This is a genomic window from Pseudomonas sp. R1-7 (assembly GCF_051132105.1).
Classification (GTDB): domain Bacteria; phylum Pseudomonadota; class Gammaproteobacteria; order Pseudomonadales; family Pseudomonadaceae; genus Aquipseudomonas.
Window position 1 is genome coordinate 5,926,301 of record NZ_CP071661.1, and the last position, 14,570, is coordinate 5,940,870.

At 59.7% G+C, this 14,570-nt stretch carries 11 protein-coding genes; 5 read left to right on the forward strand and 6 right to left on the reverse strand.

What is annotated here, in order from left to right; translation table 11 throughout:
* Window positions 1-115: 115 nt before the first annotated feature.
* Entirely contained in the window at window positions 116-1,012 is an 897-nt protein-coding gene (locus J3P79_RS26845) for a homocysteine S-methyltransferase family protein (RefSeq protein WP_434607084.1), read from the reverse strand.
* 113 nt (window positions 1,013-1,125) lie between these two features.
* Here J3P79_RS26845 and J3P79_RS26850 point away from each other — a divergent pair, with 113 nt between their 5' ends.
* From J3P79_RS26850 to J3P79_RS26860, 3 genes are all read left to right on the forward strand, one after another.
* Complete coding sequence (locus J3P79_RS26850) at window positions 1,126-1,947, forward strand: ABC transporter substrate-binding protein (RefSeq protein WP_434607086.1); 822 nt, start codon at window positions 1,126-1,128, stop codon at window positions 1,945-1,947.
* Complete coding sequence (locus J3P79_RS26855) at window positions 1,944-2,777, forward strand: amino acid ABC transporter permease (protein WP_434607087.1); 834 nt, start codon at window positions 1,944-1,946, stop codon at window positions 2,775-2,777. Before J3P79_RS26850 ends, J3P79_RS26855 begins: the two co-directional genes overlap by 4 nt.
* Before the next feature lie 62 nt (window positions 2,778-2,839).
* Entirely contained in the window at window positions 2,840-5,044 is a 2,205-nt protein-coding gene (locus J3P79_RS26860) for an autotransporter outer membrane beta-barrel domain-containing protein (protein WP_434607090.1), read from the forward strand.
* A gap of 63 nt (window positions 5,045-5,107) precedes the next feature.
* Here J3P79_RS26860 and oadA read toward each other — a convergent pair whose 3' ends face one another.
* Window positions 5,108-6,916, reverse strand: a complete 1,809-nt coding sequence (gene oadA / locus J3P79_RS26865) for a sodium-extruding oxaloacetate decarboxylase subunit alpha (protein WP_039593246.1) — start codon at window positions 6,914-6,916, stop codon at window positions 5,108-5,110.
* Window positions 6,917-6,928: 12 nt separating this feature from the next.
* Window positions 6,929-8,344, reverse strand: coding sequence for an acetyl-CoA carboxylase biotin carboxylase subunit (locus J3P79_RS26870; protein ID WP_434607093.1), 1,416 nt, complete (start codon window positions 8,342-8,344; stop codon window positions 6,929-6,931).
* A 187-nt stretch (window positions 8,345-8,531) separates the two neighbouring features.
* Between J3P79_RS26870 and J3P79_RS26875 the strand changes: the two genes are divergently transcribed.
* Window positions 8,532-9,494, forward strand: coding sequence for a LysR family transcriptional regulator (locus J3P79_RS26875; protein WP_434607095.1), 963 nt, complete (start codon window positions 8,532-8,534; stop codon window positions 9,492-9,494).
* Here J3P79_RS26875 and J3P79_RS26880 read toward each other — a convergent pair.
* Both J3P79_RS26880 and hexR read right to left on the reverse strand, forming a co-directional pair.
* Window positions 9,436-9,645, reverse strand: coding sequence for a PA3496 family putative envelope integrity protein (locus J3P79_RS26880; RefSeq protein WP_045154558.1), 210 nt, complete (start codon window positions 9,643-9,645; stop codon window positions 9,436-9,438). The genes J3P79_RS26875 and J3P79_RS26880 overlap by 59 nt on opposite strands.
* A gap of 158 nt (window positions 9,646-9,803) precedes the next feature.
* The gene (gene hexR, locus J3P79_RS26885) at window positions 9,804-10,670 is read right to left on the reverse strand and encodes a transcriptional regulator HexR (RefSeq protein WP_003187110.1); all 867 of its coding nucleotides are present in this window, start codon (window positions 10,668-10,670) and stop codon (window positions 9,804-9,806) included.
* Window positions 10,671-11,111: 441 nt separating this feature from the next.
* On the opposite strand from hexR, the gene J3P79_RS26890 reads away from it, so the two are divergent.
* Window positions 11,112-11,426 (forward strand): hypothetical protein, encoded by a 315-nt coding sequence (locus tag J3P79_RS26890; protein ID WP_434607098.1) that lies wholly within the window; start codon window positions 11,112-11,114, stop codon window positions 11,424-11,426.
* Window positions 11,427-11,476: 50 nt separating this feature from the next.
* Here J3P79_RS26890 and J3P79_RS26895 read toward each other — a convergent pair whose 3' ends face one another.
* Complete coding sequence (locus tag J3P79_RS26895; RefSeq protein ID WP_434607101.1) at window positions 11,477-14,365, reverse strand: EAL domain-containing protein; 2,889 nt, start codon at window positions 14,363-14,365, stop codon at window positions 11,477-11,479.
* Between the last annotated feature and the right edge of the window lie 205 nt (window positions 14,366-14,570).

Below are 14,570 nucleotides of genomic sequence, written 5' to 3' on the forward strand. Positions count from 1 at the left end.
ATAACATACATATATATATAGGACGGCGGGGATCTGGTTAAAGATCGTAAGCCTATGCAACAGGTCCGCTCAACGTGCCCTGTCCCATGTTCGCAGGGACAGAGCACGAGCAAGCTCAGCCCAGGTTTTGCGCCAGGACCGCGATATGTTCCGGACCGATGCCGCAACAACCGCCCAGATGGCTGGCCCCGCGCTTTTGCCAATCCGCCGCCCACTGAAGATAGCCTGGAGGGTCAAGGTCTTCGCGCAGCGGGTCCAGCCCATCATTGGCCGTCGCCTCCTTCGGTTGCGGCGGGAAGGCATTGGCGTAGGCGCCAATGTGGATCTTTACCCCCAAACGCTCGAAGGTATCCCGCGCCGCATCGATGGCCGCGCCGATCACCTCCGGTTGGCTGCAGTTGAACAACAACACCTCGACGCCCAACTCGACCGCCACTGCAGCGGCGTCCGCCACCGGTTCACCGGAGCGCAGGCGCGGCACTTCATCGGTGTCTTCGTCTTTCAAGGTGAACGACAGCCAGAACGGCTTGCCGTCCTTCGGCAGCCCGGCGTGAATCGCCCGTGCTTCGACCGTGGAGCTCTGGGTCTCGGCCAACCACAAGTCGATGTGAGGCGCCAGGCCGTTCACCAGCGGCGCCAGCAGTTCACTGGCCCGGTTGGCGTCGAACAAATCCGGCCGATAGGAACCAAACAGCGGCGGCAGCGATCCGGCCACTCGCACCGCTTTGCCTGAGGCCTGCACCGCCCGCTGCGCCAGCTCACCGGCCAGCGCGGCCAAGGCCTGGCCTTCTGCAGCGAAACGCGCCTCGCCGATATGAAACGGCACCACGGCGTAACTGTTACTGGTGATCACGTTGGCGCCGCTGGCGATATACGCCGCGTGGACATCCTCCACGGCCTGGGGCGCTTCGCTCAGTGCCAGCGCCGACCACTCAGGCTGTCGAAACGGCGCGCCACGGCGTTGCAATTCACGGCCCATGCCGCCATCGAGAATGACTGTTACAGCGCCCATATGCGATTCACTCATAAGCTTATGAAAAATACTCACTACCGGAGTCGTTCTTATAACTATTTAATGCGCACTCTTCCGCCAATCACAACCTATTTTTCAACCCGGGATCGCTCATGAAATTTCAACCGTTGCTGGCCCTGGGCCTGGGTCTGCTGGCTGCGTCGTCGCAGGCACTCGCTGGCACGACCCTGGATCGTATCGAACAGAAAAAAGAGCTCGTCGGCGTGCTGATGGAAAGCTACCCGCCCTTCTCGTTCCTCAATGACCAGAACCAACTGGACGGTTTCGACGTGGACGTCGCCAAGGCGGTCGCCGAAAAACTGGGCGTGAAGCTGCGCCTGGAGACGCCTTCGTGGGATGTGATTGCGGCGGGTCACTGGAGCGGGCGCTACGACATCTGCATCTGCTCCATGACGCCGAGCAAGGCACGCGCCGAGGTGTTCGATTTCCCGGTGCAGTACTACGCGTCGCCCGCGGTGATCGTGGTCAACGCCAAGGACGACAGCATTCACGGCGCCAAGGACCTGAGCGGCAAGAAAGTCGGCCTGACCAGCGCCTCCAGCTACGAGAGTTACCTGAACAAGAACCTGGTGATCGAAGGTGCGGAAGATACCCGGTTGAGCTACCCGTTCGAGAACGTGCAAATCGCCCCGTACGACACCGACAACGTCGCGTTCCAGGACCTGGGCCTGGGTGCCGGGGTGCGACTGGACGCGGTACTGACCAACCTGGTGACCGCACAGCCACGCCTGACCGAAGACAAGCGCTTCAAACTTGCCGGCGAAGCGCTGTATTCCGAGCCCAACTCGGTGGCCATTGAAAAGGGCGACGCCGAGTGGAACAGCAAGGTGCGTGAAGTTTTCGCCCAACTGAAACAGGACGGCACCTTGAGCAAGCTGTCGCAAAAATGGATCGGCGCCGACATTAGCCAATGACTTCTTTCCCACCGCCTCAGCCACCGCCTTCGGTGGCTGAATCACGCCTGCGGAAAATCTTCGGTTTTCGCACCCGGCTATACCTGACTTGGGCGGCCATGCTGGTGCTGTTCGCGAGTTTCTTCCTGAGCTTCGACCTGAAGTTCTCGATCATCCTCGACAAACTGCCAAACCTGCTCGGTTTGCATCTGGCACCCAATGGCTTTTTGCAGGGCGCCGTGCTGACGTTATTCCTGTGCCTGTGCTCGATCGTCGCGTCCTCAGTGCTGGGCTTCATCACCGCCTTGGCGCGGCTGTCCAGCAGTGCGGTGGCGTTCGGCATCGCCAGTTTCTACGCGTCGTTCTTTCGCGGCACGCCGTTGCTGATCCAGATCCTGCTGATCTACCTGGGCCTGCCGCAACTGGGCGTTGTCCCCGGTGCCATCGCCGCCGGGATCATCGCGCTGTCGCTCAACTACGGCGCCTACCTGAGCGAAATCTTCCGCGCCGGCATCCTCGGCGTCCCCCATGGCCAACGTGAAGCCTCGCTTGCCCTGGGCCTGAGCGAAGCCGTGATCTTCTGGCGCGTCACCCTGCCCCAGGCCATGCGCACCATCATCCCGCCGACCACCAATCAGTTCATTTCCATGCTCAAGGACTCCTCCTTGATCTCGGTGATGGGGGTTTGGGAGGTGATGTTTTTGGCGCAGTCTTACGGTCGTTCCAGTTATCGCTATATCGAGATGCTGACGACGGCGGCGATTATTTATTGGTTGATGTCCATTGGACTGGAGCTGATTCAGGCGCGGATGGAGCGGCATTATGGGAAGGCTTATCTCAAGCGCAGCTGACCGCCTGTGTATGAACATGCTGTAGGGTAAAGCCACAAGCCCCGCCAGCCATCGCGACGATAATGGGCACGGCACACGACTGGCCTACAAGTGTCATCCACCAAGTCGTGCCCGCGGCGAGAAGTTGGCTGGCATCGCCGCCCAGGGTGAAATTTTTAGAGTGTGACCTTATTCATTACAGGTCGCACTCAATGTCTACCCAACACTTATTCCTGCCCCAGCATCTCGCGTTGGCGATAGCTTTGGCGCTTGGCTGTGCCGAGGTTTCGATGGCTCAGTCCGTTGCCCAGGCCCCCGCCATTGTTGAAACAACCGCCCAGGCGCAGGCCCGCCTCAAGGCGTTCATGGCGGCGCCAAATACGAATCCCAAAAAAGTAATCGAGCTTCAAGAAGCCCCCCTGACCCTGGGCGAAGGCAATGACTTGGTGACAGTCATTAAGCAAGGCGAACTGTTCGGGCTTACTGACGGCGGCGGGGGGACCAATGTCTTGCAATTGGATATCGCCAAGGGAGGCTTAATCGGTCAAACAAGCAATTTCAAGGACCTGTACCTCAAGCAAGGCGAATGGTCCAACGAGGGCGCTTTCAACGGTGCAAGCCTGGTCGACGCCAAGGCCAGGTTAGCCAACACCGGTCAGATAGAGGGCGCGGTGCATGTGCTCGGCATCTTCGATAACCGAGGTACGGTGGGCGGGCCCGTGTTCGTCGCAAACAAAGGAACGTTCAGCGGCAACGGGACGGTCGATGCACTGGACGTGAGGGGCTTGATGAAAGTCGGTCCTGACATTGGTGCCCCTTCGGTCATCCACGACCTTATATTTTCCAAAAGCGCGACGCTGGCTTATGGAATTGATGCGGAGAACGGCAGCGCCACGATCACGGTTGGTGGGACAGCGAAGCTGGGTAATGCGACGTTGAAGATCACATCCTTGCCGGGCGAGTCTATCAGCGCGAACAAACACGTCGTGATAAAGGCGCAGCAAATCGAAGGGGAGTTCGGAAACGTCATCAACGAATTGGCCCTGATGACAGCGACGCCTGAGTACAGCAGGGGGGAAGTAGGACTGACCCTTGCACTCAAGAAAGACCCACTCCAAGAACTCACGCCCACTAAAAAAGGCCAGGAGGTTTTAGACAATATCCTTAAACAACGGGTCGAACGAATGCAGGCAGATCCTGAAATTTCGGTCCCCGGGCCGCAAATCAATCATTCAGCTTCAAATCCTAACGAACCGCCAAAGATAGCTGTGGGCGCCCCCCCAAAACCCAACGCCGCCATCAACGCCCTGCTCGGCACCAACATGGCAACAGCCGCCGACGCCATCGACCAACTGGGCGGCTACGACACGGCGGACCTGGGCAACGCCACCCTGAGCAGCGTCGCACCGATCAGCTCGGGAATGCTTTCCGCCATGGCCCGCAATAACCCAATGGGTAAGCATGACAACGGCCAGGTCTGGGTCCAGGTCATCGGCAACAGCGGCAGCCTCGCCAAGGAATGGGGCGACTTTGCCCTCAAGCATTCGACCAAGGGCCTCATGCTGGGAACCGATTGGGCTGTCAGCTCCAATTGGCGGTTGGGCGTCATTGGCAGCAAAACCCAGACACGACTGGACAGCTATCAATTCGAAGGCGCGCTGGACAGTTGGCTCGCAGGCGCATACGCCTTGCGCCAGGACGGGCCGCTGGCGCTGCGCCTGGGTGCCGTGTATGGCAGCCATGACGGCAGCACCCAGCGCAACGTTGCCTTCAACGGATTCAGGGATCGCCTCAAGGGTCGTTACGACGCCACGACGCAACAGGTCTTCGGGCAGGTTGGCTACCAGCTGGACGTCGGTCGTTTCGATATCGAGCCGTATTTCCAAGTCGGTTACCAACGCTATCAACGCGACGCCTACTCGGAAAAAGGTGGCGACGCCGCGTTGCAGTACGACAGCCAAACCCAGGAACACTACAACAGCGAACTCGGCCTGCGCCTCGCCCGTCCGTTTGTGTTCGACCAAGGCATGCGCCTGACACCGCGCTTGAATCTGGGCTGGAAACACCTGTACGGCGAGGTCAGGGGCCGCTCCAGTCAACGCCTGCTCGGCGCTGGCGCGACCTATACCGTCGAAGGTATCGAGCTGGACCGTGACAGTCTGCTCCTGGAAGCCGGGCTGGACCTGGCCGTTTCACCACGGCAGACGCTGGGGCTGAACTACAGCGGCGAAACGGGCCAGGACAACCGCAACGGTACGTTGATGGGCCAGTGGCGGATGATGTTCTGACGGGCGAAAAAAAGGGGAGCACCTGCTCCCCCGAGGTAAAACGTTGCATCGAGGCTGTTGAAGTCAGCCTTCGATCTCGATCAGGATCTCGCCCGGATTGACCCGGTCGCCCTTGGCCACATGAATGGCGGTGACCTTGCCGGCGATGGCCGCCTGGACTTCGGTTTCCATCTTCATGGCTTCGGTGATCAGCACCGCTTGGCCGGCCTTCACCACGTCGCCCTCTTTGACCAGCACATCAACGATGTTGCCCGGCATGGTGGTGCTGACGTGGCCTGGCGCAGTGGCTTGCTTGCGCTTGCTGCTGCCGCCGCCGACGAACTCATTGAGTGGTTCGAACACCACCTCTTCCGGCATGCCATCGATGGACAGGTAGAAGTGACGCTTGCCTTCGGCCTTGACGCCCACACCGGTGATATCGACGCGGTAGGTTTCGCCGTGAACGTCGATGACGAACTCGGTCGGCACGCCTTCGCCGCCTGCGGAGCTCACGCTGCCCGCTTCCGGGATCGGCAACAGCACTTCCGGGGTCAGGGTGCCGGCTTCGCGTTCTTCGAGGAACTTGCGACCAATGTCCGGGAACATGGCATAGGTCAGCACGTCTTCTTCGGATTTGGCCAGCGCACCGATTTCGCCACGCAGCTTGGTCATCTCCGGCTTGAGCAAATCGGCCGGACGTACGTCGATCACCTCTTCACTGCCGATGGCCTGGCGACGCAGTTTTTCGTTCACCGACCCCGGCGCCTTGCCGTAGCCGCCTTGCAAATAGAGCTTCACTTCGTTGGTGATGGTCTTGTAGCGCTCACCGGCCAACACGTTGAAAAACGCCTGGGTGCCGACAATTTGCGAGGTCGGGGTCACCAGCGGTGGGAAGCCGAGGTCTTCGCGTACTCGCGGGATTTCCGCCAGCACTTCGTTCATCCGGTTCAGTGCGCCCTGCTCTTTCAACTGGTTGGCGAGGTTGGAAATCATCCCGCCCGGAACCTGATTGACCTGGACGCGGGTGTCCACGGCGGTGAACTCGCTTTCGAACTGGTGGTACTTCTTGCGCACGGCGTAGAAGTACAGGCCGATCTCCTGCAGCAGTTCCAGGTCCAGGCCGGTGTCGAATTCGCTGCCCTTGAGAGCGGCAACCATCGACTCGGTACCCGGATGGCTGGTGCCCCAGGCGAAGCTGGAGATCGCGGTGTCGATGTGATCGGCACCGTTTTCGACGGCTTTGAGCTGGCACATCGCGGCCAGGCCGGCGGTGTCGTGGGAGTGGATGAACACCGGCAACGATTGCTCGGTCTTCAGCGCTTTCACCAGCTCGCCGGTGGCATACGGGGTCAGCAGACCGGCCATGTCCTTGATCGCCACCGAATCGCAACCCATGGCTTCCATTTGCTTGGCCTGGGCCACGAACGCCTCGATGGTATGCACCGGGCTGGTGGTGTAGGCGATGGTGCCTTGGGCATGCTTGCCGGCAGCTTTCACCGCTTCGATGGCGACCCGCAGGTTACGCACGTCGTTCATCGCATCGAAAATGCGGAACACATCGATACCGTTCACCGCAGCCTTGGCGACAAAGGCCTTGACCACGTCGTCGCTGTAATGACGGTAGCCCAGCAGGTTCTGCCCGCGCAGGAGCATTTGCAGGCGGGTGTTGGGCAGCGCCGCACGCAGTTGGCGCAGGCGCTCCCACGGGTCTTCCTTGAGGAAGCGCACACAGGCGTCGAATGTCGCGCCGCCCCAGACTTCCAGCGACCAATAGCCGACCTTGTCGAGCTTGTCGCAGATCGGCAGCATGTCTTCGGTGCGCATGCGGGTGGCGAGCAGCGATTGGTGGGCGTCGCGCAGGATTGTGTCGGTAACGTGGATCTTCTTGGACATTGTCATGATTCCTTACAGGCCTGCGTGGGCGGCAATGGCGGCGGCGATGGCCAAGGCCAGCTCTTCGGGTTTGCGCTTGATCGAGTAATTGGTCAGTTCAGGGTGGCTTTCAACGAAGCTGGTATTGAACTGGCCGCTGCGGAATTCCGGATTGCGCAGGATTTCCTGGTAATACGCGGCGGTGGTCTTGACCCCCTGCAGGCGCATGTCATCCAGGGCTCGCAAGCCACGGTCCATCGCTTCTTCCCAGGTCAACGCCCAGACCACCAGCTTCAGGCACATCGAATCGTAGAACGGTGGAATGGTGTAGCCGGTATAGATCGCTGTATCGGTGCGCACACCCGGGCCGCCCGGGGCGTAGTAGCGGGTGATCTTGCCGAAGCTGGGCAGGAAGTTGTTTTTCGGGTCCTCGGCGTTGATGCGGAACTGCAACGCAAAGCCACGGTGCTGAATGTCTTCCTGCTTGACCGACAGCGGCAGTCCGGAGGCGATGCGAATCTGTTCGCGAACAACGTCAATGCCGGTGATCTCTTCGGTGATGGTGTGCTCCACCTGCACCCGGGTGTTCATCTCCATGAAGTACACCTCGCCTTCGGCGAGCAGGAACTCCACGGTGCCGGCATTCTCATAGCCCACGGCCTTGGCGGCGCGCACCGACAGGTCGCCGATATAGGCGCGCTGCTCAGGGGTCAGTTGCGGGCTCGGGGCGATTTCGATCAGCTTCTGGTTGCGGCGCTGGATCGAGCAGTCCCGTTCGAACAGGTGCACGACGTTGCCGAAACTGTCGCCCAGGATCTGCGCTTCGATGTGCTTGGGATTGACGATGCATTTCTCCAGGAACACTTCCGCCGATCCAAACGCCTTGGTGGCTTCGGAGATAACACGCGGGAAGGCCTGTTCGAGTTCTTCGCGGCTGTTGCAGCGACGGATACCCCGCCCTCCACCGCCGGACGTGGCCTTGAGCATCACCGGGTAACCGATCCGATCGCCTTCGGCCAGGGCCTCTTCGATGCCCGAAACGTTGCCCTCGGTTCCCGGCGTGACCGGCACGCCGGCCTTGATCATGCTGCGGCGCGCTTCGGTCTTGTCGCCCATGCGGCGAATGACTTCCGCCGAGGGGCCAATGAATTTGATGCCGCGTTCAGCGCAGATGTCCGCCAGTTCGGCGTTTTCCGAGAGAAAACCGTAGCCGGGGTGCAAGGCATCGCAGCCGGTTTCCACCGCCAGGTTCACCAGTTTGCGCGGATTGAGGTAGCCGGCCAGCGGATCGGCGCCGATGCTGTGGGCCTCGTCCGCACGCTTGACATGCAACGCATGGCGGTCCGCGTCGGAGTAGACCGCGACCGAGCGAATGCCCATCTCGGCGCAAGCGCGTACGATGCGGACGGCAATCTCACCACGGTTGGCGATCAGGATCTTTGTTATCAATTGGAGGTTCCCTTGAGCCGGTGATACCACGGCCTGGGGTCCAGGCCGATGCGTGACCAGATGTAACAATTGGTCGCAGCTCCACACTAGTCCCGGCTGGGGATTAACAAAAATGAATAATTATTGGGTCATGCATAAGCAAAGACTTATAGTTGAGCTATCCGCCCCGCCCCAGAGTGCTTAGAAGATGCGTAAGTCATTGATGCGTATGACATTGCGTCAACTGCAGATTTTCAATGAGGTGTGCGACCTGAGGTCCTACAGCCGTGCAGCTGATGAAATGTCCCTCACGCAACCGGCCGTCAGCCTACAGATTCGATCCTTAGAGGAGCTGATTGGCCAGCCATTGTTCGAGTATGTCGGCAAGAAACTCTACATGACCGAAGCCGCCGAAGCCTTGCAACGGGCCAGCAGAGACATCTTTGGACGCCTGGAAAACCTCGACATGCAACTCTCGGACATGCAGGGATCGTTGCAGGGGCAACTGAAGCTGGCGGTGGAGTCCAGCGCCAAGTACTTCGTCCCGCACCTGTTCGCCGCGTTCAAGCGCCAGCACCCGGAGGTCAATTTGAACCTTACGGTGGTCAACCGCGGCCAAGTCATCCGCAGGCTCTCGGACAACCGGGATGACCTGGTGATCATGTCCATGGTGCCTCAGGACATGGGCTTGGAATTCCTGCCGTTCCTCAACAATCCAATCGTTGCCGTGGCCCCGCCCGATCATCCGCTGTGCCACCTGGGCCCGCTGCGCTTGCAGGATCTGGAGCCCTATACGCTGCTGCTGCGCGAACCGGGATCCGGCACGCGGCTGGCGTGCGAGGAATACTTCAAGGAGAAACGGGTGCATTTCACCCAGACGCTGGAAGTGGCGTCGGCCGAAGCCCAGCGCGAGTGCGTGGTGGCCGGGCTGGGCGTGGCGCTGTTGACGCGCCACGCCGTAAGCCGGGAACTGTCGTCCGGCGCACTCATCGAGTTGCCGGTGGAGGAGCTACCGCTGTACCGCAGTTGGTGCCTGGTGCAGGCCCGGGCCAAGCGCTTGTCGCCGGTTGCTCATGCCTTCCTGGCCTTCGTTCGCGGCGAACGTGCGCAGATCATCGGCCTGGTTGAGCGTTTCGACGGGAGGCCGCCGGCGTTGCCTGCCAGTAGTTGATTTCCGTCAGGTCAGGGTATTCGCTGATTTGTGCCAGGAGCTGACGTTGCTCATAGCGGTCTTCGATGGCACGACGGAACGCCATGCGGCGCTGGTCTTCCTGCTGGCGACGGGTTTTGGCGGCGCTGCGTTCTTCGTAGGACTGGGTCATGTCGAGACTCCCAAGACGTATACGGGAGCTTTACGATGACGGTGGGCGATGACGGTTTGGCGGCGCGACCGTTACAGAACGATGAATTCGGGCAAATGATCCGTGGCGAGGGAGCTTGCACCCTCGCCACAAAAGCCCCTGACTTCCAAGACCAGCGCTCAGTCGTCCAGCGCCTTCACCGACTTTGGCGACAACCGCAAGCTGCGAAGGCTGCGTTTCACGCTCTTGAGGTGGTTGACCAGGCTCGGACCGCGCGCCATCGCAACGCCCATCGCCAGTACATCGATGACGACCAGATGGGCGATACGCGAGGTCAGCGGCGTATAGATTTCCGTGTCTTCGTGCACGTCGATGGCCAGGTTCACCGTCGAGAGCTCCGCCAGCGGCGTCTGGCTCGGGCACAAGGTAATCAGCGAGGCACCGCTTTCGCGCACCAGGTTGGCGGTGATCAACAGATCCTTGGAACGCCCCGATTGGGAAATACAGATTGCTACGTCGGTCGGCTTCAACGTGACGGCTGACATGGCTTGCATGTGCGGGTCGGAATAAGCCGCTGCCGTCAGCAGCAAACGGAAAAACTTGTGCTGGGCATCGGCCGCCACCGCACCGGAGGCACCGAACCCGTAGAACTCGACACGCTGGGCCTGGGACATGGCCGTCACGGCTTTCTGCAACGCCACCGGGTCGAGTTTTTCGCGAACTTCCATCAGCGTGTGCAGCGTCGTGTCGAAGATTTTAAGACTGTAGTCCGCGACCGAATCGTCTTCATGAATGGCGAACTGGCCGAAGCTCGCACCGGCCGCCAGGCTTTGCGCCAACTTCAGCTTCAAGTCCTGGAAACCCGAACAACCGATCGCCCGGCAAAAACGCACGATAGTCGGTTCGCTGATGCCAACGCTGTGGGCCAGATCGGCCATCGAACTGTGCATCACGGCCGCAGGATCAAGCAGTACATGATCGGCGACTTTCAGCTCCGATTTGCGCAGCAGGTGGCGTGACTGGGCGATGTGTTGCAACAGGTTCAAGGGACTGGACTCTTGTTATGGGCAGGTGCCGGGATGTAGCAAGCTTGTAGTTATACTACAAGAATTGGCTCTTTGCCCGTCCAAAACGTAACTGGATTGCCTCGCTGCCCCTTTGTTTTGGCCGAGGATCACCCGATGTAGCAGCCTGTGCAGTAACGCAAACCGCCATCGCGGCCGATCCGCTGACCCCAGTCCCGTCCTGTACTTCAAGTTTCGAGAAAACTGTCTACTGATTCAGCGGTCACCATTCAATTACTTGCAGTCCTTCAGCCATATACCCACGCAACAACAGCCCGAAGACCTAACAGCACAACCAAGCAAGTTATCGAAATCTCATCTTTTCTTACAATACCAGCCACAATCAAGCTAACACCATCAAGTCGAAGCCGATATATTGGCTCCCGCAGGAAGCAAATAACTTTAACAACAGGAGTTTACCCAATGACAATCACGACTAAAGATTGGACCGCACAAATCGACCGTATGCCAGGCGCTGCATCTTTCCGTACCTTTGGTACCGTAACCGTAGCAAACTCCGGCGTTATCCCGACTCTGGTCCGGAGCGACAAACAGGAAACCTCTTGTGATCTGCGATTGGAGTTGATCCTTCAAAACTCCGACGGAGCTTCGCTACAAGTACTCACCGAAAAGCTTGTCGAGTACAAAGAGCTGGGCGATTCCAATGTAACTAGTGTAAGTATCTTTTTCGAAGGACAGCTACTTCATTACATCGATGAAGTTCTGATCACTCACTAAACACACGCTCTGGAACTTCCTGTCGGGCGGCTTAGTTGTCCGATGGGAAGTTATCTGACGCCCGGTTCAGTCACCCCAGGTTGCGCACTTAACAACGCAGCCAGCCCTTCGGCTCCCACCGGTCGGCTGATCAAGTACCCCTGCACCTCATCGCAACGCTCGTTCTTGAGAAATTCGAGCTGCTCCTGCCGCTCCACGCCTTCAGCCACTACCTTGAGCGACAATCCATGGGCCATGGCGATGATTGCCCGGGTAATAGCCGTGTCCACGCTGCCCTCGCCCAGTCCTCGAATGAACGCCTGATCGATCTTCACGTAATCCACCGGGATGCGCTTGAGATAACTCAGGGATGAATAGCCGGTGCCAAAGTCGTCGATCGCCAGCTTGACCCCAAGGTCACGCAGTTGCTGGAACGTGGCAATAATGTGTTCGACGCTGTCGAGCAACTGGCTCTCGGTCAGTTCCAGTTCCAGGTATTGAGGGTCCAGTCCGGTTTCTTCCAGCACTTGCCGCACGAGACTGACCAGTTTGCCCTGGCGTAATTGGTGCACCGACAGGTTGACCGACACCCTGATCGGCGCGAGCCCCAGGCGCTGCCATTCGCACGCCTGCCAACAAGCCTGGCGCAACACGAACTCGCCAATCGGCCCGATCAAGCCGGTCTCTTCTGCAAGACCAATGAACTCCCCCGGCGGAACCCGACCCATAGCCGGGTGATCCCAGCGCACCAGCGCCTCGGCGGCGTTCAGACGACCGGTCGCCAGGCACAGTTTTGGCTGATAGAAGACTTTCAGCTGCTGCTCTTCCAAAGCCTTGCGCAACTGGTTTTCCAGTTGCAGGCGCTCCAGCGTGCTGGCCTGGAGGCTCTCGGTGTAGAACTGGAAATTGTTGCCTCCCAGATGTTTGGCATGCTGCATGGCCATGTTCGCCTGGCTCACCAGCGTGGCAATTTCCCGCGTGTTATCGGGCAACAGGCTGATGCCAATGGAAGCGCTGACCACCAGTTCATGGCCGTCTATCATCACCGGCACGCGAAGCTTGGCCGCCAGCCGGGTCGCTACTCGCGCCAGGCTCGAGAGATTGCCATAGGCGTCGAACAGCACGGCGAACTCATCGCCGGATAGCCGGGCGATGGTGTCGGCTTCGGGCAGTGCATTGATCAGACGCCGGGCGACTTTCTGTAGAAGCTGGTCGGCGATGTCATGGCCAAGGCTGTCATTGAGCAGCTTGAAACGATCCAGGTTGATGTGCAGCAAGGCGAGACTACGCCGGCCGCCCTGACGCACCCGCTGATGGGCTTCGTTCAGGCGCTCGCGAAACAGCGATCGATTTGCCAGTCCCGTGAGCTCGTCGTAATGAGTGAGGTAGCGCATTCGCTCTTCGGATTCGCGGCGGGCGGAAAGATCGGCGAAGAAGCCGACGATATGACTGACACTTCCCCGCGAATTACGCACTACGTTCAGTTGGAGCCACTGCGGGTAGAGTTCGCCGTTGGCGCGGGCTTCCACCAATTCGCCTTGCCAGGTGCCGTACTGCTTGAGGGCCTGGCGGATCAACGGATAATGCCGGCGCGCATCGCGACTGCAGGGCAGATCGACCACATTGCGGCCCAACATGTCCGCGATATCGAAGCCGGTCACTCGCGTGAACGCCTGGTTGGCAGCGAGCAACACATAATGAGGGTCGAAGATCACGATGCCTTCGCTGGCGGCTTCGAACACCGTAGCCGCCAACTGCCGTTGCTGTTCGAGTTCCTTGCTGATGCTGATGTCGCGCCGGGTGCCAACCATGCGCAGCACCCGTCCACTGGCGCTGCGCTCCACGGCCCGGCCACGGTCCTCGATCCAGACCCAATGGCCATCGCCGTGGCGCACGCGGTATTCGATCTGGTAATCCTCGCTGCGACCCTTGAGATGTTCGACAAGGGCGCGTTTGAGGGCCGGAAGATCCTGGGGATGCAGGCGCGGAGTCAGATGACTGAGCATCGCCGTGACGTATTCGGGCTCCAGGCCAAACAGCTCCTTGAGTTGAGTGTGATGGACTTCATCGGTCTGCAGGTTCCAGTCCCACAACCCCAGCTCACTGGCCTTGAGGGCCAGGGCCAGGCGCGCTTCGCTCTTGCTCAAGGCCTGGCTGGCGGCCTCCAGTTCAAGACTGCGCTGCGCGACTCGCGCCTCCAAGCCAACCTGGGCCGCGCGCAATTTTTCTTCGGCCGAGCGACGTTGCTCGACCTCCCGGCCCAGCGCCTCGTTAAGCTGTGCACCGCGGGCTTGGGTTTGCTGCAAATGCTCGATCAACGCCTGGTTCTGGAATCGTCGCAACATGCCGTTCTGGATCAGCCGATTGACCTGCCAAGCCACGACACTCAGCGAAACCAGTACAACCAGCCCAAGCCAACCCCAGCCACGGTGGTTTTCGTCCGGGCCCCAAAACAGATAACCGATAGCCGGCAACAAGCAGGGCAAGGTGAAAGACAGGAACGCCGGTAGGCTCACCGCATAGGCAACACTGGCAGACAGAGTGGCCGCGCCGATCAAGCCGAACACCCAGGCCTGTTGCTGAAAACTGCCCGCCGGCACCAGGGCAATACCCGCACCGGCAAGCGTCAGGCCGGTCATGGCCGAACCCAATAGAAACATGCGCAACCAGACCGGATGTGCCTGACGACTTGGCATCGCCGAATCGAAAGCAGCCACCTGGATTACCCGCAACGCCACCAGCGACAGCAACCAAACCAGCCATACGCTGACCAGGAAATAGCGCGGCGGCTCCCATAGCAGCGCCGCGCAGACCAAGCCATTGATCAGCATGAACAAGGTGGGCAGCAGTGAGCCTTGGTACAACAACCTTGTGCGTTCGACCGCCATTTCCGTGGCGTACTGCTTGCAAATGATCCGCGGCTCGACACAGGGGCCCGCCAGATCGGAATTGAGGGTCATAGGTGATGTTCTTGTTCTTATTCAGGGGAGCATGGTGCACCCGAAACGAGCACCGAGCATACACAAGCCAAAGGCCATCCCACACTGCCCTGCCTCATAAAAATCACGAAAAAAATGCCGATTCAATTGGGTTCCGATCATCGCAAGCGCGTCCCGCTGATGCTCGCGGGCACTGACTGACCGGTCATCAGCAGGCGGTGTTTTG

What these genes read in the sequence shown, in the direction of transcription:
- J3P79_RS26845 (WP_434607084.1), bottom strand. Translation starts at nt 1,012, where the DNA reads ATGGGCGCTGTAACAGTCATTCTCGATGGCGGCATGGGCCGTGAATTG.
- J3P79_RS26850 (WP_434607086.1), top strand. Translation starts at nt 1,126, where the DNA reads ATGAAATTTCAACCGTTGCTGGCCCTGGGCCTGGGTCTGCTGGCTGCG.
- J3P79_RS26855 (WP_434607087.1), top strand. Translation starts at nt 1,944, where the DNA reads ATGACTTCTTTCCCACCGCCTCAGCCACCGCCTTCGGTGGCTGAATCA.
- J3P79_RS26860 (WP_434607090.1), top strand. Translation starts at nt 2,840, where the DNA reads ATGGGCACGGCACACGACTGGCCTACAAGTGTCATCCACCAAGTCGTG.
- oadA (WP_039593246.1), bottom strand. Translation starts at nt 6,916, where the DNA reads ATGTCCAAGAAGATCCACGTTACCGACACAATCCTGCGCGACGCCCAC.
- J3P79_RS26875 (WP_434607095.1), top strand. Translation starts at nt 8,532, where the DNA reads ATGCGTAAGTCATTGATGCGTATGACATTGCGTCAACTGCAGATTTTC.
- J3P79_RS26880 (WP_045154558.1), bottom strand. Translation starts at nt 9,645, where the DNA reads ATGACCCAGTCCTACGAAGAACGCAGCGCCGCCAAAACCCGTCGCCAG.
- J3P79_RS26890 (WP_434607098.1), top strand. Translation starts at nt 11,112, where the DNA reads ATGACAATCACGACTAAAGATTGGACCGCACAAATCGACCGTATGCCA.
- J3P79_RS26895 (WP_434607101.1), bottom strand. Translation starts at nt 14,365, where the DNA reads ATGACCCTCAATTCCGATCTGGCGGGCCCCTGTGTCGAGCCGCGGATC.